This window comes from Paraburkholderia aspalathi, assembly GCF_905220735.1.
GTDB lineage: Bacteria > Pseudomonadota > Gammaproteobacteria > Burkholderiales > Burkholderiaceae > Paraburkholderia > Paraburkholderia aspalathi.
Window position 1 is genome coordinate 156,621 of record NZ_CAJNBA010000004.1, and the last position, 26,647, is coordinate 183,267.

Consider the following 26,647-nt stretch of genomic DNA (forward strand, 5'->3'; position numbering starts at 1 on the left):
ATGACGAGACCAAGCCGATGAGCAGCCCCACCAAAGACAACGAAGTCCTCCGCTACTACGAAGCGGAAATGCGCTATTTGCGCGAGGCGGGCAAGGAATTTGCCCACGCGTTCCCAGACCGCGCACGAATGTTGAACATCGATCGCATCGGGGAACGCGACCCACATGTCGAGCGGTTGTTCGAAGGTTTCGCGTTCCTGATGGGGCGCTTGCGTCACAAACTTGACGACGAACTGCCCGAGCTGACCGAGGGCCTTGTCAGCATGTTGTGGCCGCACTACCTGCGCATGATTCCATCGCTGTCGATTCTCGAAGTGAGCCCGGCCCATGGCGTACTGCAGAAACACGAAACGCTTGCGGCCGGGCTTGAAGTCATGTCCGATCGCATCCCGGCGGGACAGCCCTCGGGCTCGGGCGAGGAAGGCGTCGAATGCATCTATCGGACTACGCAGGAAATCGATCTATATCCGCTGCGCCTTTCCGAAGCGAACGCCTACGCGTGCGAGGATGGCCGTTCCGTGCTGCGTTTGCGGCTCGAGGTACAACCGCAGGCGCGGCGCGAGCAGCTGGTAGTGCCGCGCCTGCGCCTCTTCCTGAACGCTGACCGGCCGGTTGCGCTCGCGCTGTACGCGGCGCTGACCGCCGAGCCTGTTGCGATCGACGTACGCATACCGGGCTATCCCGCCGACCGTCCCGGCATGCTGCAACCGATGCCGGGCCTGCACATCGAACCGGCGGGCTTCGCTGCCGATGAGCGCCTGTGGCCGAAAGCGGACAACGCGTTCGGTGGCTACCAGTTGTTGCTCGAGTACTTCACGTTTCCAGAAAAGTTCATGTTTGTGGACCTGCTCGGTCTGGACATGCAGGCGATTCCACAAGACGCACCGTATTTCGATGTCGAGGTCGCACTGCAGAAGCCCTATCCCGACGACTTGCGCTTCTCAGCCGAAAATGTGCGCCTCTTCTGCACACCAATCATCAATCTGTTCCAGCTGGAAGCTGACCCAATCATAGCGACCCAGTTCGAAACCGAATATCGTGTCCACTCGATCGAGCAACGCGGGGACAAAGTCGACGTGTATTCGGTCGACACCGTGCAGGGCTTCGAGGCGGGATCCGGCCAGCGCTTCGAATACGCGCCGTTCGCTTCGTTCCGTCATCGCGGCGGCATGCTGCGCCACGAAATGCCCGAACGGTATTTCCATACGCGCGTGCGGCGCGGGCCATCGGGACGGTTCGACACATGGGTGGTCCTCGGCGGCCACGCCTGGGAGAATCAGGTGACGTTGCCGAAGGAAACGCTGTCGCTGTCGGTGACGGGCACTAACGGGCTGTTGCCGCGCAAGGGCCTTCGCGAAGCGGGTATCACCCGCATGCGCAGCGGCTTCACGAACATTGGCTCGGTGCGCAATCTGACTGCGCCGACGTTACCGGTTTACCCGCCAACCGGCGACCGCTTCCAGTGGCGCGTGCTGTCGCATCTCGCGCCGAACTACCTGTCGCTGCTGAACCCGGAAATTCTGCGCGGCGCGCTCGCGTTGTACGACTGGACCGAGGGCGAGATGAACAAACGCCGCATCGATGCCATCACCGACGTGCAGCACCGGCTGTTGCAGAAGCTCGTGAAGGGCGGGCTGCAGCGTGGCGTTGAAATCGAGGTGACGCTCGACAGCAACCGGTTTGCCGGCGAGGGCGACATCGAACTGTTTGGTGGGATGCTCAACCGTTTTCTTGGGCTGTACGCGACGTTGAACCTGTTCACAAAGCTCGTGATTGTGTCGCAGCCCACTGGCCGCCGCATTGAATGGCCGGATACGAAGGGCGAAGGAGCACCGTTTTGAACGCACCGAGCAAGGAGTTTCCGTCATACGCGGACCGGCAGTTGCTGCCGGCGCTGCTCGACGATGCGACGCGGATGAACTTCTTCCGCTTCTGCGAGCTGATCGAACTTTCCGCTCCCGACAAGCCGCCGCTGGGTGCGAGCGATTCGCCCGCTACAGAGCCAGTGCGGTTTCGATCGCGGGCGCGGATCGGATTTCCGAACCGTGAAATCGACGCGGTCGAATACGATCTGGACAACCCGTCGGCGCCACCGGCCGTTCGCACGACGTTTCTTGGCCTGTACGGGGTCGACGCGCGCATGCCGTCGTATTTCGTCGAAGAAGTCGCGCAGAACCGCGACGGCGCCGACCCGATGTCGAGTTTTCTTGATCTTTTCCATCACCGGGTCGTTACGCAGTACTACCGCGTGTGGCGAAAGTATCGCTACCCGGCCGGCTTCAGGAGCGGGGGCACCGACGAAATTTCGCGCTACCTGCTGAGCTTCGCGGGACTCGGCATTGGCACACCGGAGATCGCACAGGCGGTCGGCCCACGCAAGCTGTTGTCGATGCTCGGGCTCGCGAGTCAGAAGACGCGCACGGCCGAAGGACTGAAGGGTGTGCTGCAGCATGCGGTTCCGGATGCGCGCATCACGGTGGAGGAGTTCCATCCCGTATGGATCCGCGTAGACGATTACTCGCCGGGAGCGTTGGGTGAGGGCTGTCTGCTCGGTCGCGGTTTTTATGACCGGGCGAATGCAGTGCGCGTGATCATCACACCCCAGACGCGTGAGTCGGTGCTCGGACTGATGCCGGGGCGGACCCATCATCATGAACTCATGGCGCTGCTGCGCTTTTACCTGGGCTATGAGGCGAGGGCGCACCTGGAAATGCACGTCAGTGCGGAGCTCATGCCGGCCCAGCAACTGAACTCAGATCAGGTCAGCCTGGGTTACACCACCCAGTTGGCGCAGCCCCGCAGGCACGATTCTGTCGCTGCAGTCACGCGCGTGCAGCTTGGCGAATGGACAGGGGGCAGCGAACGACGTGCCAACGAGGAGCGTGCGACGCACGGGCGCGGTATTTAACGGATATGGAACACAAAAGGATCAACAGAATGAAGCGACAGCTTCGAATCGGCGCAGCGGCGTTAGCCGTGCTTGCCGTCGCAGGCTGCGGCGTAGGGCAGGCAGTGAAGGACAGTACAGTGGACGCAGCGAAATGGGCGTTCACGACGCAGGTCAAGACCATGAACATGGATCTCGTCAGCCGGTCGTCACTAAACGCAAACGGCGCGGGGCAATCATTGTCGACGGTGGTGCGGATCTATCAACTGAAAACACCGCAGGCCTTCCAGCAACTCGACTACACGCAGTTGCAGACAAATGACCTTGCGGCGCTGAAGGCCGATCTGCTCGCGACCAAAGATGTCGTCCTGCGTCCGGAGGCGAGCGCGAGCATCAGTGAGCCAATGAGCAGTGATGCGGCGTACGTCGGCGTGGTCGCGTTCTTCCGCGACGCCGGCAAAGACTCGTCGTGGAAGCTGGTGATTCCGAAAAAGCAGTGGAAGAAGACGGACCCGGTGAAGATCGAGGCGCGCGACAACACGCTAAATCTCGTTGGTGCGACGGATGACACGATCAAGCGTAACGCGCCGCAGCAGAGCGTGCCGAATCCACCGAAGCCGAAACCGGCGGTAATCACGGAGTATGGAACGCAGGCGGGGTGAGCGAACACATGCCGTTTGTGTTAGTGCGGAGCGTACGCGACGGCAGGCTACCTGTTCAACCTGGGCGGCGCGCATCGGCGCACGGTCGAGGGTAAATCCAGCCATCACCCCTATGCCCAGCAGGAATGACAGTTATGCATCCGCGCTGTCTTCTCCACCGGTTTGCATTGCCGGACTATCCCTCCTACGCACTGTGCGTTAAACATCATCAGGAAGGAGATTGTCATGTCACTTCAAGCCAGGCTCGACGCATTCAAGGCCGATTTCAAAGGCGGCAAAGCCCCATTCTTTGCACCGCCGGAAATCCATCCGATCATGGAACGCGCGACGGCCGAACTCGTGGCGTCCGGACAGGCCGCACGCGCTCTCAAAGCAGGCGACGTAGCACCGGAATTTACCCTCAATGATCCGGACGGCAAACCCGTGTCGTCTGTCGACCTGCTGAAGCAGGGGCCGCTCGTGATCAGCTTCTATCGCGGCGTATGGTGCCCGTATTGCAATCTTGAACTGACGGCCCTTGAAGAAGCGCTGCCGTCGTTCAAGGCCGAGGGTGCAAGCCTGGTTGCGATCTCACCGCAGAATGCCGTGAACAGCCGCAAATCTGTCCGCACCAACAAGCTGAATTTCCCGATCCTGAGCGACACGCACAACGATGTCGCTGCCGCATTCGGCATCCGCTTTGCTTTGCCCGACTATCTCGTGGATCTGTACAAGAACCTCAAGAACGATCTGCCGGCGTTCAACGGGGACGACAGTTGGACGTTGCCGATGCCGGCGCGCTACGTGGTCGGGCAAGACGGAACGATCCTGTACTCGGAAGTCAACCCTGACTATACGCATCGTCCTGAGCCTCAGGATATGTTGCCGGTGCTCCGCAAGAAGGTTGTTTCTGCATCCTGATTCGGTCCTGCTTCGTTCCCGGCCGTGAACCGCCGGGAACGATTGAACAGGCAAGCCGGACCATCAACATCGAGGCAATATGAAATCACGCACTTTTCTTGTAACCGGTGCCAGCAAAGGCATCGGCAGAGCCGTCGCAGCGCGGCTGAATGCAGACGGGCACCGGGTTGTGGGACTGGCGCGTCAGGCAGACGATCCTGGCTTCCCAGGAACGCTCGTGTCTGTCGACCTGTCCGACCGCGTGAAAACGCAGGCTGTGCTCGATAGGCTTGTGGCGGAATACAAGTTCGACGGCCTGGTCAATAACGTTGGCCTCGTCAAACCGCAGAGGCTGGGCGCCATCGACCTGGACACGCTTGACTCCGTCATGTCGCTCAATCTGCATCCCGCTATACAGGCGGCGCAAGCACTGCTGCCCAATATGAGCAACCAGGGCTGGGGGCGGATCGTCAACATTACGAGCCTCACTGTCCTTGGCATCGTGGAACGTACCGCTTATGCCGCCGCCAAGTCTGCCCTGGTGAGTTTTTCGCGCTCCTGGGCGCTCGAGTTGGCGACCACCGGCATCACGGTCAATTCCGTCGCGCCCGGCCCGACGGAAACCGAACTGTTCAGAGCCAACAACGCGCCAGGCAGCGAAGGGGAGCAGCGCTATCTCTCCGCCGTCCCAATGAAGCGCTTCGGCAAGCCAGACGAGATTGCCGCAGCCATCACTTTCCTGCTGTCCGACGATGCTGCTTTCATTACGGGTCAAACGTTGTTTGTCGACGGCGGCGCCTCGATCGGCAGGGCTTCAATCTGAGGGCCGAATATCTCCTCGATCCAGGCGACGAAAGCGCGTGCCTTTGCACTGACCATGCGCCCACTGGGAAAAACTGCCCACAGGTCGATACCCGGCAATTCCCAGTCGGGCAGCACGCGTTTGACGGCACCACTTGCGAGTTCCGGCGTGAACATCCATTCCGAAGCGATCGCGACGCCCATGTCGGCGAGCACGGCCGCGCGTACGCCTTCCGCGGCGTTCACGCGGACGCGCCCGGTCACGACAATGGCCGTTTCCGAATTGCCCTGCCTGAACGACCACACGCTTCCGCCGCCGCCTTGCTCATACACGATCGCCTGATGCGATAGCAGATCCGCAGGAGCCCGCGGTTCGCCGGCCTTTGCGAACCATGCCGGCGTGCCGACGACGCAACGCCGACCGTGACTGACCTTGCGTGCAGTCATGTTCGAGTCGCCAAGCACCCCCATCCTGAGTGCAACGTCGATGCCGCGTTCCAGCAGATCGATGTTCTCGTCGTCGAGCACAATGTCGACGTTGACCTCTGGGTGTCGATCAAGAAATGTCTGAAGCCGCGGAAGGATGTGAATCCGCGCAAAGGTAACCGCTGCTGAAATCCTGAGGCGACCCGAGAGGGCACCGGCCGATCCTCTTGCCGCAACCTCCGCCTCGTCCGCCTCTTCGATCGCCCGTTTTGCGCGCTCGTAAAATGCGTGGCCCGCTTCGGTCGGCGTCAGCCCGCGCGTCGAACGGAGCAGCAGTCGAACCGCGAGTCGCTCTTCGAGTTGCGCGATGGACTTGGAAACGGCGGGCTGCCCAACGTTCAGCAGCCGCGCTGCCGCCGAGAAAGAGCCGGACTCCACCACGCACACAAACGTTTCCATCGCTGTCAGTCGGTCCATGGTCGTCCTTCCTGGAACAGGTGTTTGGAGCTCGTGCGTCGCACCGTCGAATACGCGCGACGAAACCTGCTTGTCGGAAGATACACCACCGCGCCACGTTGTTTTCCACAGCGCGGGCATAGCACTCATTCCGCACAGGCATACGGTAACGCGTTCTTATCCTCGGCGCGTTCTCTTGCGCCGTGAGTTGTTCACCGATCGAGACAAGTTCACCTGATATGCCCCAAGGGAATGACTGTTATGCGGTCGCGCTGCCTACCCTGGCTCGTTCAATTCAACGACGATGCTTATGTGTCTGGCGAACCGCTACCAGGAGCTCGTCTGACAGCAAATCGCCGTTGTGGCTCGCTGCCGCAGTTGCAAGAGCCATCGAACGTGTTACCGCTCTCGTACCGCAAGCCGGTGCTAACTGATTCGCAAGGAGTAACTCCATGAGCAAGCTGTTTTCAGCCGTCAAAGTAGGTCCTTACACGCTCTCCCATCGCGTCGCGATGGCGCCATTGACACGCATGCGTTCGGAGCCCGGCGACGTGCCGGGCGATCTGATGGTTGAGTACTACACGCAGCGCGCAACCGAAGGTGGTCTCATCGTCACGGAGGCAACCCCCGTTTCGATACAGGGCTACGGCTATGCAATGGCCCCGGGAATTTACTCCGACGATCAGATCGCAGGGTGGCGCCGGATCACGGATGCCGTGCACGCCAAAGGCGCTCGCATCTTCCTCCAGTTGTGGCATGTAGGCCGTCAGTCTCACCCGGATCTTCAGCCAGGTGGCGCGGCGCCCGTCGCTCCGTCTGCGCTGAAAGCTGAAGGCCATGCGTATTCGGTGAACGGCGAAGTCGAATTCGCGATGCCACGTGCGCTTGAACTGCACGAAATCCCCGCCATTATCGAGGACTTCCGCAGGGGTGCCGAGCGTGCACTGCGCGCGGGCTTCGACGGTGTCGAACTGCACGGCGCAAACGGCTACCTGCCGGACCAGTTTCTCCAGGACGGTTCGAATGCTCGCACCGACGAGTACGGTGGGCCGATTGAAAATCGCGCCCGCTTCTTCCTCGAAGTGACGGACGCACTGATTTCGGTGTGGGGCGCGAAGCGGGTTGGCGTGCGCATTGCACCGAGTGGCACCTATGGCTCGATGTATGACAGCGATCCGGAAACCACCTTCGGTTACGTGACCGAGCAGTTGGACAAGCGCGGCATCGGCTATCTCCACGTGGTCGAGCCACGCATCAAGGGCACGGAGACGATCGGCGAAGTTCATGACCCGGTCGCGTCGCGCCATCTGCGCCCGAAGTTCAGCGGCACGCTAATCGCTGCAGGCGGTTTCACGAAAGAGACTGCGGACGCGATCATCGAAGCGGGTCACGCGGACATCGTAGCGTTTGGTCGCCACTTCATCGCCAACCCCGATCTGCCCGAGCGTCTGCGGTTGAATCTGCCGCTCAACCGGTATGACCGTAGTACTTTTTATGGCGGCGACGCGCGCGGTTACACCGACTATCCGTTCCATGCTGAAACGCAGGCGGCGTAATTCTTCGCGCTACCATCTGGGTTCGAAAGGGTGGATTCCGGTACCTGACTCCCTTCACGCAAGTACGGCCTGAACGATGCAGCGACCGGTGCCAACGTGGTGCCGGTCGTTGCGCGATCCACTTAGCGCATGGCAAGGGGAAAGGTTCCAATCGATCTTGCGATTTTAATGAAAAGCTGACGGGCGTATTCTCCTGACGCGAAAGCGCGCACCCGGCGCTTTCACAATCGCGAAGCCGATTGCGTCGCCGCAGCAATATCCTTCGCTACGGACAACAGGGCTCGGCTGTGTGCCTTCACCAAACCATCGTAACCTGACCCGACAGCGCTCTGACGAACGACAGAACGTCCCGCAATCTGCTTTCCTCCGTTTGGAGGACGCACCGACCAGATGACGACCAGCGTCACCGTACCGTCCGCCAATGAATCGAAGTTCTGCACGTCAACCGTTACGCGGTAGGCGTTGTCGTTCGCACGCTGTGGAACAGTCGATACGATCGCTCCCGGAATGATCTCCGCCAGATCCGCAGCGAGTACGCGAGGAATCTGACTCTTCAACGGATCGGCCCAGCGCGCAAACTCGTCGATACGGACGCGGTTCGCGTCGAGCTTCGTGACTATTTGCGAACGATCGACCAGTTCGGGAACCGTAACCAGATCAATCGCGATTGCAATCGGACTCGCAGCTGGCGACTGTTCAATATGCTGGACAGCGCTCAATGTGTAGAACGCCGGCGTCGGTGACGTTGCGCAGCCGGCGGCAAGAACAAGCGCGATCATCGATACAGGGAATGCTGAACGTAGGCTCATGGCTTGTCCTCGGTTTTGCCACGGATCAGCGCTTCGGGATGGCGTTCGAGATATTCCGCAAGCGAACGGATCGAGGCGGCAGCCCGCGAGACTTCGCGCATGGTGTCGGCGGTGCTTTGCTGTAAGGGCGAATCGCTTTGCATCGTGCGATTGACGGACGCGAGTGCTTCACGGGCTGCGGCCATCGTTGTTTTTGCGTCTGGCGCAATATCCGTATTGATCGTATTCAAGAGCGTGTCCGCGTCGCCCATTGTCTTGCGCAGGTCCGTGGCTATTCCTTCAAAAGGAATACGGTTCAGCTTCGCGACGAGATCGGTAATGGATTCCTGAAGCCCTTGCAGATTGCCTGGCACAGTGGGCAGTTGCGGCGTCTTTTTACTCCAGTCCATGGTCACTTTCGGTGCGGAGGGGAAGAAATCGATCGCGATGTACAGCTGTCCGGTCAGCAGGCTCGCTGTTCTCAGTTGTGCCCGTAACCCCCTTGAGACCAGGTAGTCCGCAAACTCCTTTCGCGCGGAGGATATTTGGCCACCTTGGTCTTTCCATTCGTCGCGTGGGATGAGGCGCTCCGGGAAAATGTTGACTTCGACCGGGATACTGAATTCGCGCGTAGCCGGATCGAAATGTGTGTTGATCGCCGATACCTCGCCGATGACGATCCCGCGAAAGTCGATGGGTGCGCCCACGGTAAGCCCACGCACAGACTCTTTGAAGTTCAACACGTACTTGTCGGTGATTGTGTCGTGCCGCTTCATCGCCTCGGTTCGATTGAGGAAAAGCGGGTACTGGTGCAGGGCATCGGCTTCAACGCCAGCCCTTGTGTCGGGCGGACTCTCGAATGCCAGGCCACCAATCAGAATCGATACCAATGATTCGGTGTCCACCTTCACGCCCGTCGTATCCACGGTCACATCGACGCCGCTTGCATGCCAGAAGCGGGTGTCGTTCGTCACGTACTTGTCGTAAGGCGCATTGACAAAGACGTGGACGATCATGCCCGCGCCTTCGGGATCGAGTGCGTAGGAGACGATCTGGCCAACCTGAAGCCTTCTGAAGAACACCGGCGAACCGACATCGAGCGAGCCGAGGTTTTCACTCTTAAGCACGAACTCCCGCCCCGGTGCACCGGAAGCGAGGACTGGCGGTGACTCGAGTCCGACAAAATCGCGTCGCGCCTTTTGCGATGTACCGATATCCATTCCGACGTGGGAGCCGGACAACAACGTGCCGATGCCCGATACCGTGCCGCCCGATATACGCGGCCGAACGACCCAGAAGCGGGTATCGTCGACGAGCATGCTGGAAGCGTTGCGGGACATTTCAGCGCTTGCCAGCACCGTCTTGTGATCGTCGGAGAGTTCAACGTTCCTGATTACGCCAACATCGACGTTCTTGAACTTGATCTTCGTCTTGCCGGCCTCAATACCCTCGCCAGTGGAAAACCTGATCGTGATAGTCGGGCCTGTTTGCATGACGGACTTCACGGCCAGCCAGCCGGCGATCAGCACGGCGACTATGGGCACCAGCCACACGAGCTGCATGCGCCACTTCGAATGTTTGACAGCAACGGCGCTTGGAAAACCGGACGTATCCTGGTCATCTTTCTGTCCGGACAATTCATTCACGTTCTGACTCCACTGCGTCCCAGATGAGCCGAGGATCGAATGACAACGCGGCGAACATGGTCAGCACGACTACCGCGCCGAAAGCGATCGATCCGGGACCTGCGTCGATTGTTGCGATCGAACCGAATTGCACGAACGCGACAAGGATAGTGATCACGTAGATATCAAGCATCGACCAGCGACCGACAAACTCAACGACTCGATAAATACGTGTACGTTGGTGGGGGATTTGCGGAGAGCGCAACTGGGTACTCCAGGCGAGATAGGCTAACGAAAGAATTTTGAGCACGGGCACCACGATGCTTGCGATGAAAACGATTGTTGCCAGCAACCACGACCCGGAGGTCCAGAGCAACACGACGCCGCTCAGGATCGTGTCGGAGCGGGCGCCAAACAAGGTACTGGTGACCATCACCGGCAGCAGAATGGCGGGGATGTAAAGGACCATGGCGGCGAACAGGAATGCCCACGTGCGAACCAGGCTATTGGGCTTGCGCGAGTGCAGCACTGCGCCACAACGTGGGCAGATTCCGGCGTGGACATCGGGGAAAAGCGGCTTTGAGAGCAGGCCGCAATCGTGGCAGGCGAACAGGCCAGCACGTGCGGCAGTTGCTGCTGTGATGCGTGCATTCTGTGCGTGTGAGATGCCGACGTCGCGACGCAACGTGTCGATGCGAGCCCATAGTTCACGGGGGTCAAACGCAACCGTCGTAGCGGCAAGCAGAACCATCACGGCTCCGAACGTCCACGCGCCTACCCCGGGGACGACTGTCGCGATGTGCTGGAGTTTGACGAGCGCGATCAGCATCCCCACCATCAGCACCTCAATCATTCCCCATGGTGCAACGTGCCGCAGCACACGAAGAACAATTTCAGGCTTGTGGGGAAAGCCGCCTGTATGCAACGGCAGGAGAAGATAGATCACCGCTGCTATGTTCAATGAAGGCATCAGAAGCGTGGTCACGAACACAAGGCCCGCGATCGGCCACATGCCATCTGTGTAGAGCGCGGACGCTGCGCCGAAAAGGGTGGTTTCGACGGATACCCCATTGACCCAGAGTGCAAAGATCGGAAAGCGGTTGGCAACAGCGAAAAGAATCGCCGCGGCTAAAGTGAACGCCAGTGCCCAATCGTGCGACATTGATACGCTTCGGTATCGATAGAGCGCAGCACCACATCGTTGACATCGCGCAGTACCGCGTTCAACGAGCGGCGCTTCTCGCTGAAGGAAGTCACATTCGTGACAGGCGATCAAGTTGTCTCTGTTCATCTTCTGCATCCGCTCGTGGAAACACGATCGAGAAACGCCCCGGTCTGGCTTTCGGGGTGAGGGTCATAAGGGAGTAGGCATCGGCTAACTCGACGGGGTTGGGGCCGATTGGCCGTTGCCTTCGAACGTGTCTTTCTGGGAGGTCCCAGAGCGGACGATTCAGGTGAGGCCTCAGCGTAGCACTGCAAATACTCGATGTAAACCGGATAGACGGTTTGTATTGTTCGCGGAGTTTCACTGCGATCAGGGCAATACGCACGTGTTAGAAGTGTTGCGCTCCCGACGTAAAGGGTCGAGGCAGCACACGACCTGGGGCGTGTGAAAACGCCCCGATCGCCTAAAGGGATTTAATGGCGGTTAGCGCGCCGACCGCTTACGAGGCTTGGGTTGTGGAACCTGCGCCGGCCAACTTTCTTCGTCAAGAAGACGGTCGAATAGTCTGTTCCGCGCCGAATTGCTCAATTGCGAGAGTCCCATCAAGGAATGAAATGCGAGACCGCTAGCCGCAAAGTATCGCAACAATGACAAGTCGAGGTCAGGCGCCTCATCCTGCAACGCCTTCATTTTCGCCGTGTCAGACGCCTTGAGGCTTTCGAGCAATTCAGGACTCTCGACGAGCGCTGCGAGAATGGCCCGTGCCACAGAATGCGGCTGATTCGAGGATTCCCGATACATTGCAATCTGGGCTGCAAGCGTTGGCTCCGCCTTTGATGCGCCTTCCTTCGCGATGTATTCGCGTCCGATTTGCTCGAACTGAATCTGATGCTGTTCCAGCAGCGCGCACAGCACGCCGTGCTTGGTGCGGAACTGGTGAAGCAGTCCACCCTTACTGATACCACTTTCACGCGACAGCGAATCGAACGTAAGCCCGCCCACACCGTCTCGGGTGAGGATGGTGAAAGCGGCAGCAATCGCTTTTTTGCGGGAAATCTCCGAGCGGGTCTGGTTATCCATTATCGATATTGATGACGTTGCGACGATTGCAGCGCGCACCGAATCCGCTGGCGCGCCTCTCTTCTGTTGGTGGACAAATAGCCGACTGCGACGCACTGCTGGCGAACGGCCTTATGTGCCGCCCACGGAGCAGGCGGTCTCCTGACCAGGCGTAATTGTACGCGCTCATTTTTTTAATGTACAGACCGTCTGGACGGTTTACATCTTATTCTGCCGATGCTACTGTGGCGACCTGATCAGTTCTCGCCTGAACTGAGCGCCATCTGGCACTTAACTGGGCTTTCGAGGAAACCTAAATGTTCAAGAACAAACTAGTACCGCTTCTTTTCACCGGAGTCGCGGTGCTAACCCTGACAGCGTGTGCCGGCGTGCAACCGGTGGCCTACACGGGTATCGCATCGTCATCGCAGTTGAAGCAGAACCGCGATGACGACTCAGGCAAGGTTCCCTACAAGTACGCCACTTCAGTTGCCTGGCCCCAATACACGCAGGTGATAGTGGACCCGGTTACCGTGTATCAAGGCAACGACAACCAGTTCGGCGACCTGAAAGAGGCCGACAAGGCGGCGCTCGCCGATTACATGGGAAAGACGTTCTCGGAGAAACTCGCGAAACGGTTCAGCGTTGCGAACCAGGCCGGCCCGAATACGCTAAGGATCAAGCTGACACTCACGGGCGCCGAAAAAACAACGTTACTCGTCGGGCAGTTCATGCATTTCGACCTTGCGGGCAATCTTTATAACGGCGTACAGGCAGTCCGCGGGGGGCAGGGCGCATTCAGCGGCTCGGTGACCTATTCCGTGGAGGTCTTTGACGGCTCCAGCGGCCGTCTGCTGAAGGCATACGTTTCGAAGCAGTATCCGAATGCCATGAATCTGCCGGCAGCCTTTGGTTCGTTGGGTGCCGCGAAGACCGGCCTCGACAAGGGCGCTGATGCGCTGGTGGAACAGCTTCGTTAACTGGTCCGTCTGTTACCCGGGTACCGGAACTCGCCGCAGCGATAGCGCGGCCGTTTCGGACTTCTATGAGGTTTGCGAATGCGGCCCTTTGCCGAAGTGGTTGTTTCGTTCGCGCCCCCGCCCTTGATGGTTGCGATCGTTTTCTCAGTCGCGTATCTGCTGGTGGGGATTCCGGTCCATTTCACGCGTGGTGCGACCGCCAGGGATTGGCTCGGCACCCTGGCCGGCATTTTCGCTGCACTCGCATACATCGTGCTGGTTGTGGGCTTTTATCCGGGTGTTCAAACTGCGGCACGATAGACACGCTTCTCGGACGGCCGCGAGCGCTAGCGCGATTTTCGCAAATTGGCCATGATGGTATTGATTTGCGTGTCGAAGTGTTCGAACCACACCTGCGTCGCTTCCAACTGCGCGATGACCTCCCGAAAGTGGGCTTCACTCGCTTCGACGGCGCACTCGGCATCGATGATCGTCTCGGGGGCCGTCTGCGTGCCAAGCGCAAGCGTGGCGAACGACTCGATCTCGCCGCGGGCGCTATGAGTCTGAGCCGTGAGTTCAGTCAGTAGCGTTCTCAACATTTGCAACTGATCGTGCCAACCGTTCTCTGAACGACGCAACTCTTCGATAAAAAGACCGATGTCGGCGCCAGGGGAAATGTTTGCCAGGGCGGCGGTGCTCTGTCGCAGATGATCCAGCACGGCGAGACAACCCTCAGCGCGCTCGATCAGCCCCTTCGCCTGATCATGCGCTTCAGTCATCCGCGCTTTAAGCGACGTGGCGCGAGCGCAAAGCCGCGCCTGTAGGACAAACGTCTGCGGATTCACCGGTAAGTGTCCATCTGTAAGAGTTCGTGGATCGCGATGGAAAACGCGTCTATGGGGTTGCTCAACGCGCCGCCATCGCGAGATCGCGACGGACGGTCAACGCATTGTTTCCGACGGCGCGCGCAGGCGTTCGTGTGGACTCCGTGTCCGACGTACTGAACACCAGAACGGCATCCAGCAGCTTCGAAGACTGCTCCTCGAGGGATTGCGCTGCTGCCGCGGCCTGCTCGACAAGTGCGGCGTTCTGCTGGGTCACGTCATCCATTTGTGTCACGGCCTGGTTGACCTGCTCGATGCCCCGGCTCTGTTCCTCGGAAGCGGCCGCGATTTCCCCCACGATGTCGGCGACTTGCCTGATCGCCTGCTTCACCTGTCCGATGGTGACGCCCACATCAGCTGCCTGCTTTGAGCCGCCCTGAATCATCGCAACGGACGTGCTGATCAACTCCTTGATTTCCCGTGCAGCAGTGGCCGAACGTTGCGCAAGACTGCGAACCTCGCTGGCGACGACTGCAAAACCACGGCCCTGCTCACCGGCACGCGCTGCCTCGACTGCCGCATTCAGCGCAAGGATATTGGTCTGAAATGCGATCCCTTCGATGACGCTCGTGATATCGCGGATCTTGGTGGAGCTATCGCTGATCCGGCCAATGCTTGCCACCATGTCCTGCACCGCCTGGTTGCCGGCGTGCGCCATGTCCGTTGCTCCCGAGGCCAGAGTATTCGCCTGACGGGCATTGTCCGCGTTCTGTCTGACGGTCTCGGTCAACTGCGTCATGCTGGCTGCGGTTTCCTCCAGCGACGCTGCCTGCTCCTCCGTCCGCGCCGACAGATCGAGATTGCCACTGGCGATTTCGCGTGAAGCGACTGTGACCGACTCGGCCGAGGCCTTGATGCCGCGAACGGTATCGCTGAGTTTGCCGTCCATGGTTTTCAACGCGTCGAGCAGCAGCCCGAATTCGCCGCGTATATCGACGGTGATCCGGTTTTCGAGCTTGCCCTCAGCGATCCGGTTGGCGATGTTGACTGCCCGGTCAAGTGGCCGGGTAATCACGCGCATAAGGTAAATCGACATGCCACCCGCAATCAGTACGCCTGCGCTGAGGAGCGCGACGGTCACCATGAGCAGCGTTTTGTAGGTCGATTCACCGTCGTCGGCAAACTGCTTTGCCTCGAGTACATTTATTTTCGTATCGTCGCTCAATGCCAGATTCAATACATCAGCGAGATCCCCTGTGCTGCTGATCAGGTCCGATGCCGCATCGAATTTCCCGGCTTTCAGAAGCGTAATGATGCTGCCTGTCTGCGTCATTAATTCTTTGAGCGCGCGGTCCGCCCGGTCGGCGGCCTCACGTTCGGTCGGGCTCGATACCGCTGCGGGATAGTATTGCGGCCAGACCTTATCGATTGTTGCGAGCTCGCTCTGAACAATCGGCAACATTTTGTCGAGTGTGGCGGGCGTTTTTTCGATCTGAATGCGCCTGAGCTTGACCCTGATGTTCAGTTGCGCCGCACGTACCTCGGAGATCTGCGCAAGCGGAACTACGGTGCCCCCGTACGTCTCGCTCATGTTCGAGTTCAGTCTTGCGAGCCCAACGATCGCCATCACGCCCATCGCGGCCATCAGTGTGATGCAGGCACCGAGGACGACAATGATCTTGAACCGGATGGTGTAGATGAATTTATTCATTTTGTTATCCTTCAGGACGCTTTCAGGGGACATAGTGTTGCGCCAAAGGAATTGAGGGCGCCTCCTCAGTAGGTATACGGCGACGTCGAGATGCAGCTTGATGTCAGGATTTCCTGATTTTTGGCTAGGCATATCCTGCAGGTCCGCGGCGCGGTTGGATCGCAGCGCGTTGCCGTAAGAGTCTGTAATGGTTGGATTTTTCGTTCCAGGCTGCTTGCACAGCTAGCTGCCGATGAAAGCGATGGTGGTTGCCACATTGAAGGGATTCATTTCGTAAATCCTGACACGCAAAACCCGATAGTAACTATCGATCGTATTGATCAGTACATCGACATTTCGACCTCTATCGAGTGTGATCAGGTTGACTATAATCAACTGGTCCAATAAGACGTCGATACCCGCTGGCCGGACTGGTTGGTGCAGTGCACTCTCCGCTTACTTGACACGCGTGCACCGTTAGCCTTTCATGAATGGACAGCCAATGTTGGGCTGACAGAACAGGCAGGGAGCCAGCCGTGACATCCGCCCGCCATACCATGATGTGGGAAGCTGCCGTCGACGCGCTACGTGAGTTACTCGAGACCAAGGCGGTAAAGCGCTGATAGTGCCGTAGATTACTCACTCTTCAATGGGGACCCAATAATGAAACTCGAACATTTTCCCAATCAGCGACTCAAGGAACGCGAAAAAACTGGACCGCACCTGACCGCTCAGGAGCACTTAGGCCTGAACGGTAGGATCGCTCTCGTTATCACCAACGCGGTTGGCACGATGTGGTGTGCCTATGTCTTTGCGGCGATCGCGCTTATCAGCTTGCCATCCGCCGTTCAGGGCGGCGTGTCGACGCTGATCGCCTGGATCGCGCAGACTTTTTTGCAGTTGGTGCTGCTGTCAGTCATCATGGTGGGCCAGAAGGTTGCGGCCGCAGCCTCAGACAAGCAGGCGCTACAGACCTACAAGGACGCTGAGGCGCTCCTGAATATCCAGGATGAGATGCACCGGCTCATCGAGATCAACAATTCGCTAACCGAAGCAATCCATCGCGCGGTGACGGCAAAGGGAGCATCGGCGGCCGAGCAGCCGAACGTTTCCGGCGACTCCAGCCGACCGGCGTAATTCCAGACGAGCCGCGGTTGGGCAGGCGCGTGACGAGAAGCGCATCCAGCGCTTCTCGTCCTCACATCACACTCACCACGGCAGCGAGTAGGTCTTCGTATTGGTAAAGCTCTTCATGGCTTCCTGCACCCCTTCCTTGTAGCCGAGTCCCGAGTCCTTCACGCCGCCGAACGGCGTGAGTTCGAGCCGATACCCCGGCACTTCGCGCACATTCACGCTGCCCACTTCCAGTTCGGTAATGAACCGCGTGATGTAGTCGAAGCGATTCGTGCAGACCGACGATGACAATGCATAGTCCGTGCAGTTCGACATGCGGATCGCTTCGTCGATATTGGCAAAGCGCATGATCGGCGACACCGGTCCGAACGTCTCGTACTTGACGAGCGGCATGTCGGGCGTGACACGGTCGACTACCGTCGGTGAGTAGAGCGCGCCGTCGCGCAGATTGCCTGCAAGCAGACGGGCGCCGCGCGACAAGGCGTCGTTGACCTGACGTTCGCAGAACTGCGCGGCCGCTTCGTCGATGACCGTTCCCATGTCGACCGAACTATCCGCCGGATTGCCATATTTCCACGCGCGAGTCTTGTCCACGACGAGATCCGTGAAGCGGTCGGCGACCGACTCGTGTACCAGCATGCGCTTGATGGCGGTGCAACGCTGGCCCGAATTCTTGTACGAACCCGACACCGCGAGCGAACTGGCTTCGTCGAGATCGGCATCTTCCATCACGATGATCGGATCGTTGCCGCCCAGTTCGAGCACGGCGCGCCGGTAGCCCATGCGCGAGGCGATCGATTTGCCGATCGAGACGCCGCCGGTGAAAGTGATGAGATCGATCGCGGGGTTCGTGATCAGCTCGTCGGCAATCACACTCGGGTCGCCCGTCAACACTTGCAGCATCTGCACCGGCAAGCCTGCCTCATAGAGAATGTCGGCAAGCAAATAGCATGACAGCGGCACTTTCTCCGACGGTTTCACCACGATGCGATTGTTCGTGGCAATCGCCGGCACGATCTTGTGTGCGACCTGATTCATCGGATGGTTGAACGGCGTAATGGCTGAGATGACGCCCAGCAGTGGATCGCGTTGCGTATAGACGCGCCGTTTCTTTCCGTGAGGCGTGAGGTCACACGAGAAAATCTGGCCGTCGTCTTTCAGCACCTCGCCCGCGCCGAACACCAGCACGTCCGCAACGCGGCCGGCTTCGTAGATCGAATCCTTCTTGCACAAGCCCGCTTCCGCCGTGATGACGGCGGCGATTTCTTCGGTGCGCGCCCGTACTGCATCGGCCGCACGGCGCAGGATCGCGGCGCGTTCGTAGCGGGTGAGTGCCGGACGATACGCGCGTGCGAATTCGAACGCGCGGCGCACGTCTTCGAGCGTCGCTTTCGGCACGGTGCCGACGAGCGTGCCATCGTAAGGATTGCGCACTTCGATCACTTCGTCGCGGAAGATTTTCTCGCCGCCGATACGCAGCGCTTCATGACGCACCTGCAATTGAGCCTTGATTTCAGCAACAGCGTTCATGTCTGATCCCCGATCATTGAAGATGGTTGAGTGCGATATCGATGATGTCGAAGTTGCGCAACCGTGCGCGCTCGCCGACCGACTTCGCGACCGGCTGATTGAACAGAAGCGGCACGATCTGTTCAGCAAGACCACCATGCGAGCGCAGCGGCACGTCGAGGCCGGACAGATCGTGCTTGATGCGTCGCGTGCCGAGCACCACGTCTTGCGTTGAAATCACGATGAGGTCGCCCATGCGTGCAGGCGGAAGTTCGAAGCGCGCGCAGCCTTCGGCGCCCGTCAGCACCAGTTCGATGCCGGGTTCCGCGGCGAGCCGGCGGCGCGTTGCTTCGAGATCGGCCGACGCGGGAAGATAGACCGTCGCGAACGATCCGAGCGCGCCGTGATGCACGACGTAGGGGTCCGTGATCGGCAGGATCACGCGGGCAGCGTCCTCGCCGAGCCACTCGTCGAAGCGCTCCTGCAGATAGATCACGTTAGGCTCGCCGTCTTCGTTGTGCTTCGCATTCATCCCGTGATCGGCCGTGACCGCGACGATCGCACCCAGCTCGTCGAGCCGCTGTAGATAGCCGTCCATCATCTGATAGAACGCGTTGGCGCCAGGGGTGCCTGGGGCGCACTTGTGCTGTACGTAGTCGGTCGTCGACAGGTACATCAGGTCGATATCGCGAGTTTCGAGCAGGCGCACGCCGGCCGCGAATACAAACTCGGACAGCTCCGCGCTGTAGACGCTCGGCACCGGCTGACCGACCAGTTCGAGCAGGTTGTCGATGCCGTTCTCCTCGAGCGTCGCTTCGTCGGCTTTCTCCGCCGAGAAGCAGATGCCCTTCAGGCCTTTGCCGAGCAGCCGGCGCAGTTTGTCCTTTGCCGTGACCACCGCAACATGCGCGCCCTGCTCGGCGAAACCGGCGAGCACGGTAGGGGCGACCAGGTACTTCGGATCGTTCATCAGCACCTCGGTGCCGCTGTCGCGATCGAAAAAGTAGTTGCCGCTAATGCCGTGCACCGCGGGCGGCACGCCGGTCACGATCGACAGGTTGTTGGGGTTCGTGAAGCTCGGCACCACGCATTCGCCCTTGAGCGACGTGCCGGGCCGCAGCAGCGTGGCCAAAAAGGGCGCGACTCCCGCCGCGGCCGCCATCTCCAGATATTCATACGCGCAGCCGTCCACGCAGACCACGACGACGGGTCTGCGCATCCAGTTGTAGCTGCGGCCGTTCACTTCAATGGAAACCGGTGCTTCGCTCATGACATGTCCTCTTGGCTAGGGGTAAGTCGGGTAATGACGATGTGGCGTTATGTGGCAAAGTGAGGCAATACTTGACATTAAAATTGATGCTTTGTAGATTGTCAACAACAGACAACAAATCGCAAATCATCAACCGCAGTCATCAGCAGTTGCTTAAGAGGGTTGCAACACGCAGTCGTCCCGTAGCACCGGTCGTTTTCGTCGCTGGCCGCGACGCCACTTTCTCAAGGGGTCTGGAAATGAAGGAACAGTCGGGGTTTAAAGCTTGTAGAGGTCGTCTGAATATGGCGTTGCGCTGTCTGGTCGCCGCCACCGTCACGCTCGGCGCGGTCCAGTTCGCGCAGGCAAAAACGCAGTTGCTCGTCTACACGGCGCTCGAAGACGAAGCGATGAAGCCCTATAAAGACGCGTTCGAAAAGGCCAACCCGGATATCGAAATCCGCTGGGTGCGCGATTCGACTGGCGCAGTCACGGCCAAGCTGCTCGCCGAAAAGAACAATCCGCGTGCCGACGTGGTGCTTGGACTCGCGGCATCGAGCCTGACGCTGCTCGATCTGCAGGGCATGCTGATGCCTTACGCACCGAAGGGCTTCGACAGCCTGACGCGCAAGTACAGCGACACGAACACGCCGCCGCACTGGGTCGGCATGGACGTGTGGGGCGCGACGGTCTGCTACAACCGCGTCGAAGCGGAGAAGCGCCATTTGCCTAAGCCCACGTCATGGGAAGACCTGACCAAGCCTGTCTATAAAGGCATGATCGTGATGCCGAGTCCGGTGTCGTCCGGTACCGGCTATCTGGACGTGACGTCCTGGCTGCAAACCTTCGGCAAGGACAAGGGCTGGCAGTACATGGACGCGTTGGACAAGAACGTCGCGCAATACGTGCACTCGGGTTCGAAGCCCTGCACGCTGGCGGGCACCGGCGAATTTCCGATCGGTATCTCATTCGAATTCCGCGGGCATGAGTTGCAGGCGCAAGGCGCGCCCATCGACCTGATCTTCCCGAAAGAGGGCTTGGGCTGGGACATGGAAGCCACCGGCATCATGAAAACGACAAAGCAGCCGGACGCGGCCAAAAAACTCGCGGACTTTATGGCCAGCAAGGAGGCCAATGAAATCACCGCGCAGTGGTGGGCGATCGTTGCGTACCCGGGTGTCGCGAAGAAACTCTCCGGTATCCCCGACAACTATTCGGAACTGCTCGTGAAGAACGATTTCACATGGTCCGCAAAGAACCGCGACGCAATTCTCGAAGACTGGCAAAAGCGCTACGGCAACAAGGAACAAAAGTAAGACCAGGTTCAACCAGGTCTTGACGAGGAGCGCCGGGGCGCGCGCTGCGTGACCCCCGAACGACGCAGCGACCCAGCGTTACAGCGCACGGCAGTGCGTCACGCCACGTCGACATGCAAGCGGAAGCGGAGGAGCAGATGACAACGTATTTGAGCGTAGAGCGGGTCTACAAGCGGTTCAACGACACGCCGGTTCTGGAGGACATCAATCTTGGCGTGAAGAAGGGAGAAATGCTCTGCTTCCTCGGCCCGTCGGGATGCGGCAAGACTACTTTGCTGCGCATCATTGCCGGGCTCGAAACACAGAGCGCCGGCCAGATCACGCAGGACGGCCGCGATATTTCGCGGCTGCCGCCTCAGCTTCGCGATTACGGCATCGTGTTCCAGTCGTACGCGCTGTTTCCGAATCTGACCATCTTCGACAACGTGGCCTATGGTCTCGTGAATCGCAAGATGAAGCGCGCGGCGATCGCCGATCGTGTGAACGAACTACTCGCCCTGGTCGGCTTGCCGGATGCGCAGAAGAAGCATCCGAACCAGTTATCCGGTGGGCAGCAGCAGCGTATCGCGCTGGCGCGTGCGCTCGCAACGTCGCCGGGTTTGCTGTTGCTCGATGAGCCGCTGTCTGCGCTGGATGCGCGTGTTCGTGTGCGGCTGCGCCAGGAAATCCGCCAGTTGCAGCAGCGCCTCGGCGTGACCACGATCATGGTGACGCATGACCAGGAAGAAGCGCTATCCATGGCCGACCGCATCGTGGTGATGAATCAGGGTGTGATCGAGCAGATCGGCACGCCGCACGAAATCTATCGCGAGCCGGCCTCGCCGTTCGTTGCGGATTTCATCGGCAAGGTCAATCTGATTCCGGCCGAGGTGGCACGCGACGGCAGTCTCAAGGCGGGCTCCATCGCGCTGCGCTACGGGTGCGGATCGGAGCGCGCGGTGCTTGGTTCGAAAGTGTCGGCGTTCGTGCGGCCGGAAGACATTCACCTCAGTGCGCCGGGCAACGAGGCGGACAACCTGTTGCCCGCCTCAGTCGAAAAGCTGGAATTCCTCGGTGCGTTTTGCCGGGTCAGCTTCAAGGTGGATGGGCTCGGCGAGCAGGAGATCGTCGCCGACCTGTCGTTTCATGAAATGCATCGCACCCGCCTGCAGCCGGGATCGCGCTTCAATCTGGCTATCAACCGCGAACATGTGTGCGTCTTTTCCGCCGCGAAGGAGCGACTCCAATGAGCGCCGTTCTGATCGAGCGCCGCAGCGGCGAGGAAGGTCATGCCGAGGTGCGCCAGAAGAGCCATTGGCATGACCGGATCGCGCAGTTGGCGCTTGTGTTGATGTCCGCGTTTCTCGGCGTGTTTCTGCTGTTGCCGCTGGCCTTGGTCATCGGCAAATGCTTCGTCGATGCGGATGGCCATTTCGTCGGACTCGCCAATTTCACCGGCTATCTGGTGAATTCCGGCGTGTGGACGTCGACTTTGCATTCGGTCACGGTGGCTTGCCTCGTGACGGTGATCGTGATTCCGATGGCCTTTACGTTCGCGTATGCACTGACCCGCTCGTGCATGCCGATGAAGAACGCCGTGCGCACGGTCGCGCTGCTTCCGCTGCTTGCACCGACGTTGCTGTCCGCTGTGTCGTTCATCTACTGGTTCGGCAACTCGGGCATCCTGAAGCCCTTGCTTCACGGACATTCGATCTATGGCCTGCCGGGCATCGTATGCAGTCTGGTGTACGCCGCGTTTCCGCATGTGCTGATGATTCTCGTGACGGCGCTCTCGCTATCCGACGGACGTTTATACGAGGCCGCCGAAGCGATGGGCACACGCCGTGCGCGCAAATTCTTCACGATCACGCTGCCGGGCGCGAAGTACGGGCTGATCAGCGCGACGATGGTGTCGTTCACGATCTGCATCAACGACTTCGGCGTGCCGGTTGTGATCGGCGGGCCTTATTCGGTGCTCTCCACGGACATCTATAAGCTCATCATCGGCCTGCAGGATTTCAACCGGAGCGCGGTGGTCAGCCTGCTGCTGCTCTGTCCGGCACTGGTTGCGTTCGCCGTCGACTTCTTCATTCGCCGCAAGCAGCAATCGCAACTCGGCGCGCGCTCGACGCCTTACCAGCCGAAACCCTCACGCGGCTTCGACATCGCGATGCTCGGGTACTGCGGCTTCGTCTGCATGCTGCTGTTGGCGGTGGTCGGCATTTCGGTGTTCGCTTCGTTCGTGAAGTTCTGGCCGTATCAGATGAGCCTCGGCTTGCAGCACTACAAAATGGGACTGATCGGCGCGGGGATTTTCGATGCGTACAAGAACAGCCTGAAAATGGCCGCGTGCGTGGCGATCGGCGGCACCGTCATCGTGTTCGGCGGCGCGTATCTGGTGGAGAAGACACGTGGGCCGCGCTGGTTGCGCGGTTTTATCAATCTGTGCGCGATCCTGCCGATGGGCGTGCCGGGTCTCGTGCTCGGCATCAGCTACATCTTTCTGTTCAACTCGCCCGCTAACCCTTTGAACGGCCTTTACGGCACGCTCGCGCTGCTCGCGATCGTGACGGTGGTGCATTACTACTCGTCAAGCCACTTGACTGCGGTCACCGCGCTTCGTCAGATCGACAACGAGTTCGAAGCGGTCTCGGCTTCGCTGAAAGTGCCTTTCTATAAGACGTTTTTGCGTGTCACCGTGCCTGTGTGCCTGCCGTCGATCCTGCAGATCGCGCGTTATCTGTTCGTCAACGGCATGACGACGGTGTCGGCGGTCGCGTTTCTCTATTCACCCGACACGCAACCGGCCTCCGTCGCCATTCTCAATCTCGACGACGCTGGACAAATTGGACCGGCCGCGGCGATGGCCACGCTGGTCCTCGTGACGGCGGCGTTCGCCTGCGTGCTGTTTGCCTGCGTATCGCATGGCGTATTGCGTAGAACCCAGGCATGGCGCACCACGCGCCGTGGCTGAAACAAGTCTTCATCAAGATCGATAAGGAGCTACTGTGAACCTGCCTTCCCAGCCCATTCTGCTCACCCCCGGTCCGCTCACGACCTCAGACCGCACGCGTCAGGCGATGCTGCGCGACTGGGGATCGTGGGACGGCGATTTCAATCAGATCACCGCTCGTGTCCGCCAGCAGACGCTGCGCATCGTGCATGGCGAAGACACCCATGAATGCGTGCCCTTGCAAGGCAGCGGCACGTTCTCGGTCGAGGCGGCAATTGGCACGCTGGTGCCGCGCGATGGACATGTGCTGATACCGAACAACGGCGCGTATTGCCAGCGCATCGCGAAGATTTGCCGGGCACTCGGCCGTCGTCACCAGACGCTCGACTATCCCGAAGACACGCAGGTCAAAGCGGCTGACGTCGATCGTGCGCTAGCGGCTGATCCGAGCATCACGCACGTCGCGCTCGTGCATTGCGAAACCGGTGCCGGGGTGCTCAACCCGCTACATGAGATTGCCATGGTTGTCGCAAAGCACGGACGCAGTCTGATCATCGACGCGATGAGCTCATTCGGCGCCATCGACATCGACGCGCGCCAAACACCGTTCGACGCAGTCGTGGCCGCCTCCGGGAAATGTCTTGAAGGCGTGCCGGGCATGGGCTTCGTGATCATCCGCCGCAGCACGCTGGAGCAATGCGAGGGCAACAGCCCCTCGCTCGCCATGGATCTGTACGATCAATGGATCTACATGAGCCGCACGACGCAGTGGCGTTTCACGCCGCCCACCCACGTCGTCGCGGCACTCGATCAGGCGATCGCGCAATACGTTGAAGAGGGCGGTCTGGAAGCGCGCGGCGCGCGCTATGCGAGGAATTGCCGCGCGTTGATCGAAGGCATGGCCGCGCTCGGTTTTCGCACCTTTCTCGACCCTGCGATTCAGGCGCCGATCATCGTCACGTTCCATGCGCCCGATGATCCCAACTACGACTTCAAGACGTTCTATACCGAAGTGAAAAAGCGCGGCTACATCCTGTATCCGGGAAAGCTGACCCAGGTGGAAACATTCCGTGTCGGCTGTATCGGGCACTTTGGCGATAGTGGCATCCCCGGCGCGGTCGCCGCGATCGCCGATACGCTGAAGGCCATGGGAATCAGGCAGGTGTCGGCGAAAGCGTTAGCCTGAGTTGGCCTGAGCATGTCCACGCGCAAAGGCTTCTTTCCGTTGGCGCGGGGAGAAGTCTTTCCTTTCGCCGCGTGGCGTTAAACCGTTGTATCAATGTGAGCAATTCATGCGTCCGTTCTGGATTGAACAAGCACTCTTCGCCGATGGTTCACTGGCGCCCGCACTGCAAGGTGCGACGACGGCCGATGTCTGCATCGTGGGTGGTGGTTTCACCGGTTTGTGGACCGCCATCCAGGCGAAGCAGAAGAAACCTGATCTCGACATCGTGATCATCGAGAGCGATCTGTGCGGCGCGGGCGCGAGCGGCCGCAATGGTGGCTGCCTGCTGACATGGTCGACGAAGTTCTTCACGCTGCGGCGTCTGTTTGGCGAGGCCGAAGCGATCCGGTTGGTGAAAGCGTCCGAAGCGGCCGTGGGACGGATTCGCGATTTCTGTGTCGAGCACGCGATCGATGCCGAGCTTCGGCTCGACGGCACGCTCTACACGGCGACATCACGTGCGCAATTCGGCCTGCTCGATCCGGTGATCGCAGCACTGAGTGAACACGGCATCAATTCGTATCAACATCTCGCACCGGGCGAAGTGGCGAGCCGCTCCGGTTCGGCGCGTAATCTCGGCGGCGTGTATTCGCCGGTCGCGGCAACGGTGCATCCGGGCAAGCTTGTGCGCGGATTGCGGCGTGTCGCGATTGAAATGGGCATTCGTATTTATGAACGTACGCCGATGCTCGACTTCACGTCAGGCGATCGCGTAACCGTGCGCACGCCGGCTGGCAGCGTCACGGCGCCCAAACTGGTGCTCGCGATCAATGCGTGGATGGCGAGCCGCTTCAAGCAGTTCGAACGCACGCTTGCTGTCGTTTCCAGCGACATGATCGTCACCGAGAAATGTCCGGAGTTGCTGCAACAAATCGGCTTGAAAGACGGCGTGTCGGTGCTCGACTCGCGCATCTTCGTTTACTACTATCGCAGCACGGCGGATGGTCGTCTGATGCTCGGCAAGGGCGGCAATACCTTTGCCTGGCGAGGCCGGATCGCGCCCGTGTTCGATCAGCGCTCCCCGTATGAAGCGGATCTGACGCGCAGCCTGCACGATTTCTTCCCCGCGTTGCGCGATGTGCCGGTCACTGCGAGCTGGAACGGTCCGTCGGATCGCTCGGTCACGGGCTTTCCGTTTTTCGGCAGACTCGACGACGCGCCGAACGTGCTCTATGGCTTTGGTTATTCAGGCAACGGCGTTGGACCGACCTATATGGGTGGGCAGATTCTGTCATCGCTGTTGCTCGAACTCGACAACGAATGGACGCGCAGTCCGTTGACGAAGGGACCGTTGGGCTATTTCCCACCCGAGCCGATCCGGTACGTGGGTTCGATTACCGTGCGCGACGCGATTCGGCGCAAGGAGCGCGCGGAAGACGAAGACCGGCAGCCTTGGCTGGTCGATCGCTTGCTCAGCAAGCTCGCCAATGCGGCTGGGAAGTCGGATAAAGCCTAGTGTAATGACGGCCCCGCTGCGCTGAGCTCGGGGCCGCGTACTCAGCGGT

23 protein-coding genes are annotated in these 26,647 nt (G+C 59.8%); 14 read left to right on the forward strand and 9 right to left on the reverse strand.

Translation table 11 applies throughout. The annotated features are described in order from the left end of the window. Positions 1 to 17: 17 nt before the first annotated feature. From tssF to KHO30_RS23495, 5 genes are all read left to right on the forward strand, one after another. On the forward strand, positions 18 to 1,841 hold the full coding sequence (gene tssF / locus KHO30_RS23475) for a type VI secretion system baseplate subunit TssF (RefSeq protein ID WP_211702502.1): 1,824 nt from the start codon (positions 18 to 20) through the stop codon (positions 1,839 to 1,841). A 74-nt stretch (positions 1,842 to 1,915) separates the two neighbouring features. Then, on the forward strand, positions 1,916 to 2,908 hold the full coding sequence (gene tssG / locus KHO30_RS23480; protein WP_211702819.1) for a type VI secretion system baseplate subunit TssG: 993 nt from the start codon (positions 1,916 to 1,918) through the stop codon (positions 2,906 to 2,908). A gap of 29 nt (positions 2,909 to 2,937) precedes the next feature. Further along, entirely contained in the window at positions 2,938 to 3,549 is a 612-nt protein-coding gene (gene tssJ / locus KHO30_RS23485; RefSeq protein WP_244864114.1) for a type VI secretion system lipoprotein TssJ, read from the forward strand. A gap of 225 nt (positions 3,550 to 3,774) precedes the next feature. Next, entirely contained in the window at positions 3,775 to 4,449 is a 675-nt protein-coding gene (locus tag KHO30_RS23490; RefSeq protein WP_093641453.1) for a peroxiredoxin-like family protein, read from the forward strand. Positions 4,450 to 4,528: 79 nt separating this feature from the next. Next, the gene (locus KHO30_RS23495; RefSeq protein ID WP_211702504.1) at positions 4,529 to 5,251 is read left to right on the forward strand and encodes an SDR family oxidoreductase; all 723 of its coding nucleotides are present in this window, start codon (positions 4,529 to 4,531) and stop codon (positions 5,249 to 5,251) included. Here KHO30_RS23495 and KHO30_RS23500 read toward each other — a convergent pair. Next, positions 5,200 to 6,132, reverse strand: coding sequence for a LysR family transcriptional regulator (locus tag KHO30_RS23500; protein WP_211702505.1), 933 nt, complete (start codon positions 6,130 to 6,132; stop codon positions 5,200 to 5,202). The two genes, KHO30_RS23495 and KHO30_RS23500, sit on opposite strands and share 52 nt — an antisense overlap. Before the next feature lie 431 nt (positions 6,133 to 6,563). Here KHO30_RS23500 and KHO30_RS23505 point away from each other — a divergent pair, with 431 nt between their 5' ends. Beyond that, the gene (locus KHO30_RS23505; RefSeq protein ID WP_211702506.1) at positions 6,564 to 7,667 is read left to right on the forward strand and encodes an alkene reductase; all 1,104 of its coding nucleotides are present in this window, start codon (positions 6,564 to 6,566) and stop codon (positions 7,665 to 7,667) included. 221 nt (positions 7,668 to 7,888) lie between these two features. Here the strand turns inward: KHO30_RS23505 and KHO30_RS23510 are convergent, their stop codons facing one another. The 4 genes from KHO30_RS23510 to KHO30_RS23525 all read right to left on the reverse strand — a co-directional run bounded on the left by KHO30_RS23510 (position 7,889) and on the right by KHO30_RS23525 (position 12,325). Then, positions 7,889 to 8,476, reverse strand: coding sequence for a PqiC family protein (locus KHO30_RS23510; protein ID WP_244864115.1), 588 nt, complete (start codon positions 8,474 to 8,476; stop codon positions 7,889 to 7,891). Beyond that, positions 8,473 to 10,017, reverse strand: a complete 1,545-nt coding sequence (locus tag KHO30_RS23515) for a PqiB family protein (RefSeq protein ID WP_211702820.1) — start codon at positions 10,015 to 10,017, stop codon at positions 8,473 to 8,475. The genes KHO30_RS23510 and KHO30_RS23515 overlap by 4 nt, the downstream gene beginning before the upstream one ends. Before the next feature lie 76 nt (positions 10,018 to 10,093). Beyond that, positions 10,094 to 11,371, reverse strand: a complete 1,278-nt coding sequence (locus KHO30_RS23520) for a paraquat-inducible protein A (protein ID WP_211702507.1) — start codon at positions 11,369 to 11,371, stop codon at positions 10,094 to 10,096. A 357-nt stretch (positions 11,372 to 11,728) separates the two neighbouring features. Continuing rightward, the gene (locus tag KHO30_RS23525) at positions 11,729 to 12,325 is read right to left on the reverse strand and encodes a TetR/AcrR family transcriptional regulator (RefSeq protein ID WP_093641439.1); all 597 of its coding nucleotides are present in this window, start codon (positions 12,323 to 12,325) and stop codon (positions 11,729 to 11,731) included. 296 nt (positions 12,326 to 12,621) lie between these two features. Here KHO30_RS23525 and KHO30_RS23530 point away from each other — a divergent pair, with 296 nt between their 5' ends. Together KHO30_RS23530 and KHO30_RS23535 are read left to right on the forward strand one after the other, a co-directional pair. After that, positions 12,622 to 13,284 carry a DUF3313 domain-containing protein gene (locus tag KHO30_RS23530; protein WP_211702508.1) on the forward strand — a complete coding sequence of 221 codons (663 nt, stop codon included), beginning with the start codon at positions 12,622 to 12,624 and terminating at the stop codon, positions 13,282 to 13,284. Positions 13,285 to 13,362: 78 nt separating this feature from the next. Further along, positions 13,363 to 13,584: a hypothetical protein gene (locus tag KHO30_RS23535; RefSeq protein ID WP_093641434.1), complete on the forward strand. Its 222-nt coding sequence runs from the start codon at positions 13,363 to 13,365 to the stop codon at positions 13,582 to 13,584. A 26-nt stretch (positions 13,585 to 13,610) separates the two neighbouring features. On the opposite strand, the gene KHO30_RS23540 is transcribed toward KHO30_RS23535, so the two are convergent. Both KHO30_RS23540 and KHO30_RS23545 read right to left on the reverse strand, forming a co-directional pair. Continuing rightward, positions 13,611 to 13,982 carry a hypothetical protein gene (locus KHO30_RS23540; protein ID WP_211702509.1) on the reverse strand — a complete coding sequence of 124 codons (372 nt, stop codon included), beginning with the start codon at positions 13,980 to 13,982 and terminating at the stop codon, positions 13,611 to 13,613. Between the two features lie 187 nt (positions 13,983 to 14,169). After that, the gene (locus KHO30_RS23545; RefSeq protein WP_211702510.1) at positions 14,170 to 15,798 is read right to left on the reverse strand and encodes a methyl-accepting chemotaxis protein; all 1,629 of its coding nucleotides are present in this window, start codon (positions 15,796 to 15,798) and stop codon (positions 14,170 to 14,172) included. Between the two features lie 642 nt (positions 15,799 to 16,440). On the opposite strand from KHO30_RS23545, the gene KHO30_RS23550 reads away from it, so the two are divergent. Next, a complete protein-coding gene (locus tag KHO30_RS23550) occupies positions 16,441 to 16,914 on the forward strand; it encodes a hypothetical protein (protein ID WP_211702511.1) in 474 nt (157 codons plus the stop codon). Between the two features lie 72 nt (positions 16,915 to 16,986). On the opposite strand, the gene phnY is transcribed toward KHO30_RS23550, so the two are convergent. Both phnY and phnA read right to left on the reverse strand, forming a co-directional pair. Continuing rightward, on the reverse strand, positions 16,987 to 18,441 hold the full coding sequence (phnY, locus tag KHO30_RS23555) for a phosphonoacetaldehyde dehydrogenase (RefSeq protein ID WP_093641423.1): 1,455 nt from the start codon (positions 18,439 to 18,441) through the stop codon (positions 16,987 to 16,989). Between the two features lie 13 nt (positions 18,442 to 18,454). Continuing rightward, positions 18,455 to 19,690: a phosphonoacetate hydrolase gene (phnA, locus tag KHO30_RS23560; RefSeq protein WP_200654049.1), complete on the reverse strand. Its 1,236-nt coding sequence runs from the start codon at positions 19,688 to 19,690 to the stop codon at positions 18,455 to 18,457. 284 nt (positions 19,691 to 19,974) lie between these two features. Here phnA and KHO30_RS23565 point away from each other — a divergent pair, with 284 nt between their 5' ends. The 5 genes from KHO30_RS23565 (at position 19,975) to KHO30_RS23585 (ending at position 26,598) form a co-directional block, all read left to right on the forward strand. After that, entirely contained in the window at positions 19,975 to 20,985 is a 1,011-nt protein-coding gene (locus KHO30_RS23565; RefSeq protein ID WP_244179471.1) for a putative 2-aminoethylphosphonate ABC transporter substrate-binding protein, read from the forward strand. Positions 20,986 to 21,122: 137 nt separating this feature from the next. Continuing rightward, positions 21,123 to 22,214, forward strand: coding sequence for a putative 2-aminoethylphosphonate ABC transporter ATP-binding protein (locus tag KHO30_RS23570; RefSeq protein WP_093641579.1), 1,092 nt, complete (start codon positions 21,123 to 21,125; stop codon positions 22,212 to 22,214). Beyond that, the gene (locus tag KHO30_RS23575; protein ID WP_211702512.1) at positions 22,211 to 23,938 is read left to right on the forward strand and encodes a putative 2-aminoethylphosphonate ABC transporter permease subunit; all 1,728 of its coding nucleotides are present in this window, start codon (positions 22,211 to 22,213) and stop codon (positions 23,936 to 23,938) included. Before KHO30_RS23570 ends, KHO30_RS23575 begins: the two co-directional genes overlap by 4 nt. 34 nt (positions 23,939 to 23,972) lie before the next feature. Further along, entirely contained in the window at positions 23,973 to 25,103 is a 1,131-nt protein-coding gene (locus KHO30_RS23580; RefSeq protein ID WP_211702513.1) for a 2-aminoethylphosphonate--pyruvate transaminase, read from the forward strand. Between the two features lie 106 nt (positions 25,104 to 25,209). Continuing rightward, complete coding sequence (locus KHO30_RS23585; protein ID WP_211702514.1) at positions 25,210 to 26,598, forward strand: FAD-dependent oxidoreductase; 1,389 nt, start codon at positions 25,210 to 25,212, stop codon at positions 26,596 to 26,598. Positions 26,599 to 26,647 lie beyond the last annotated feature (49 nt).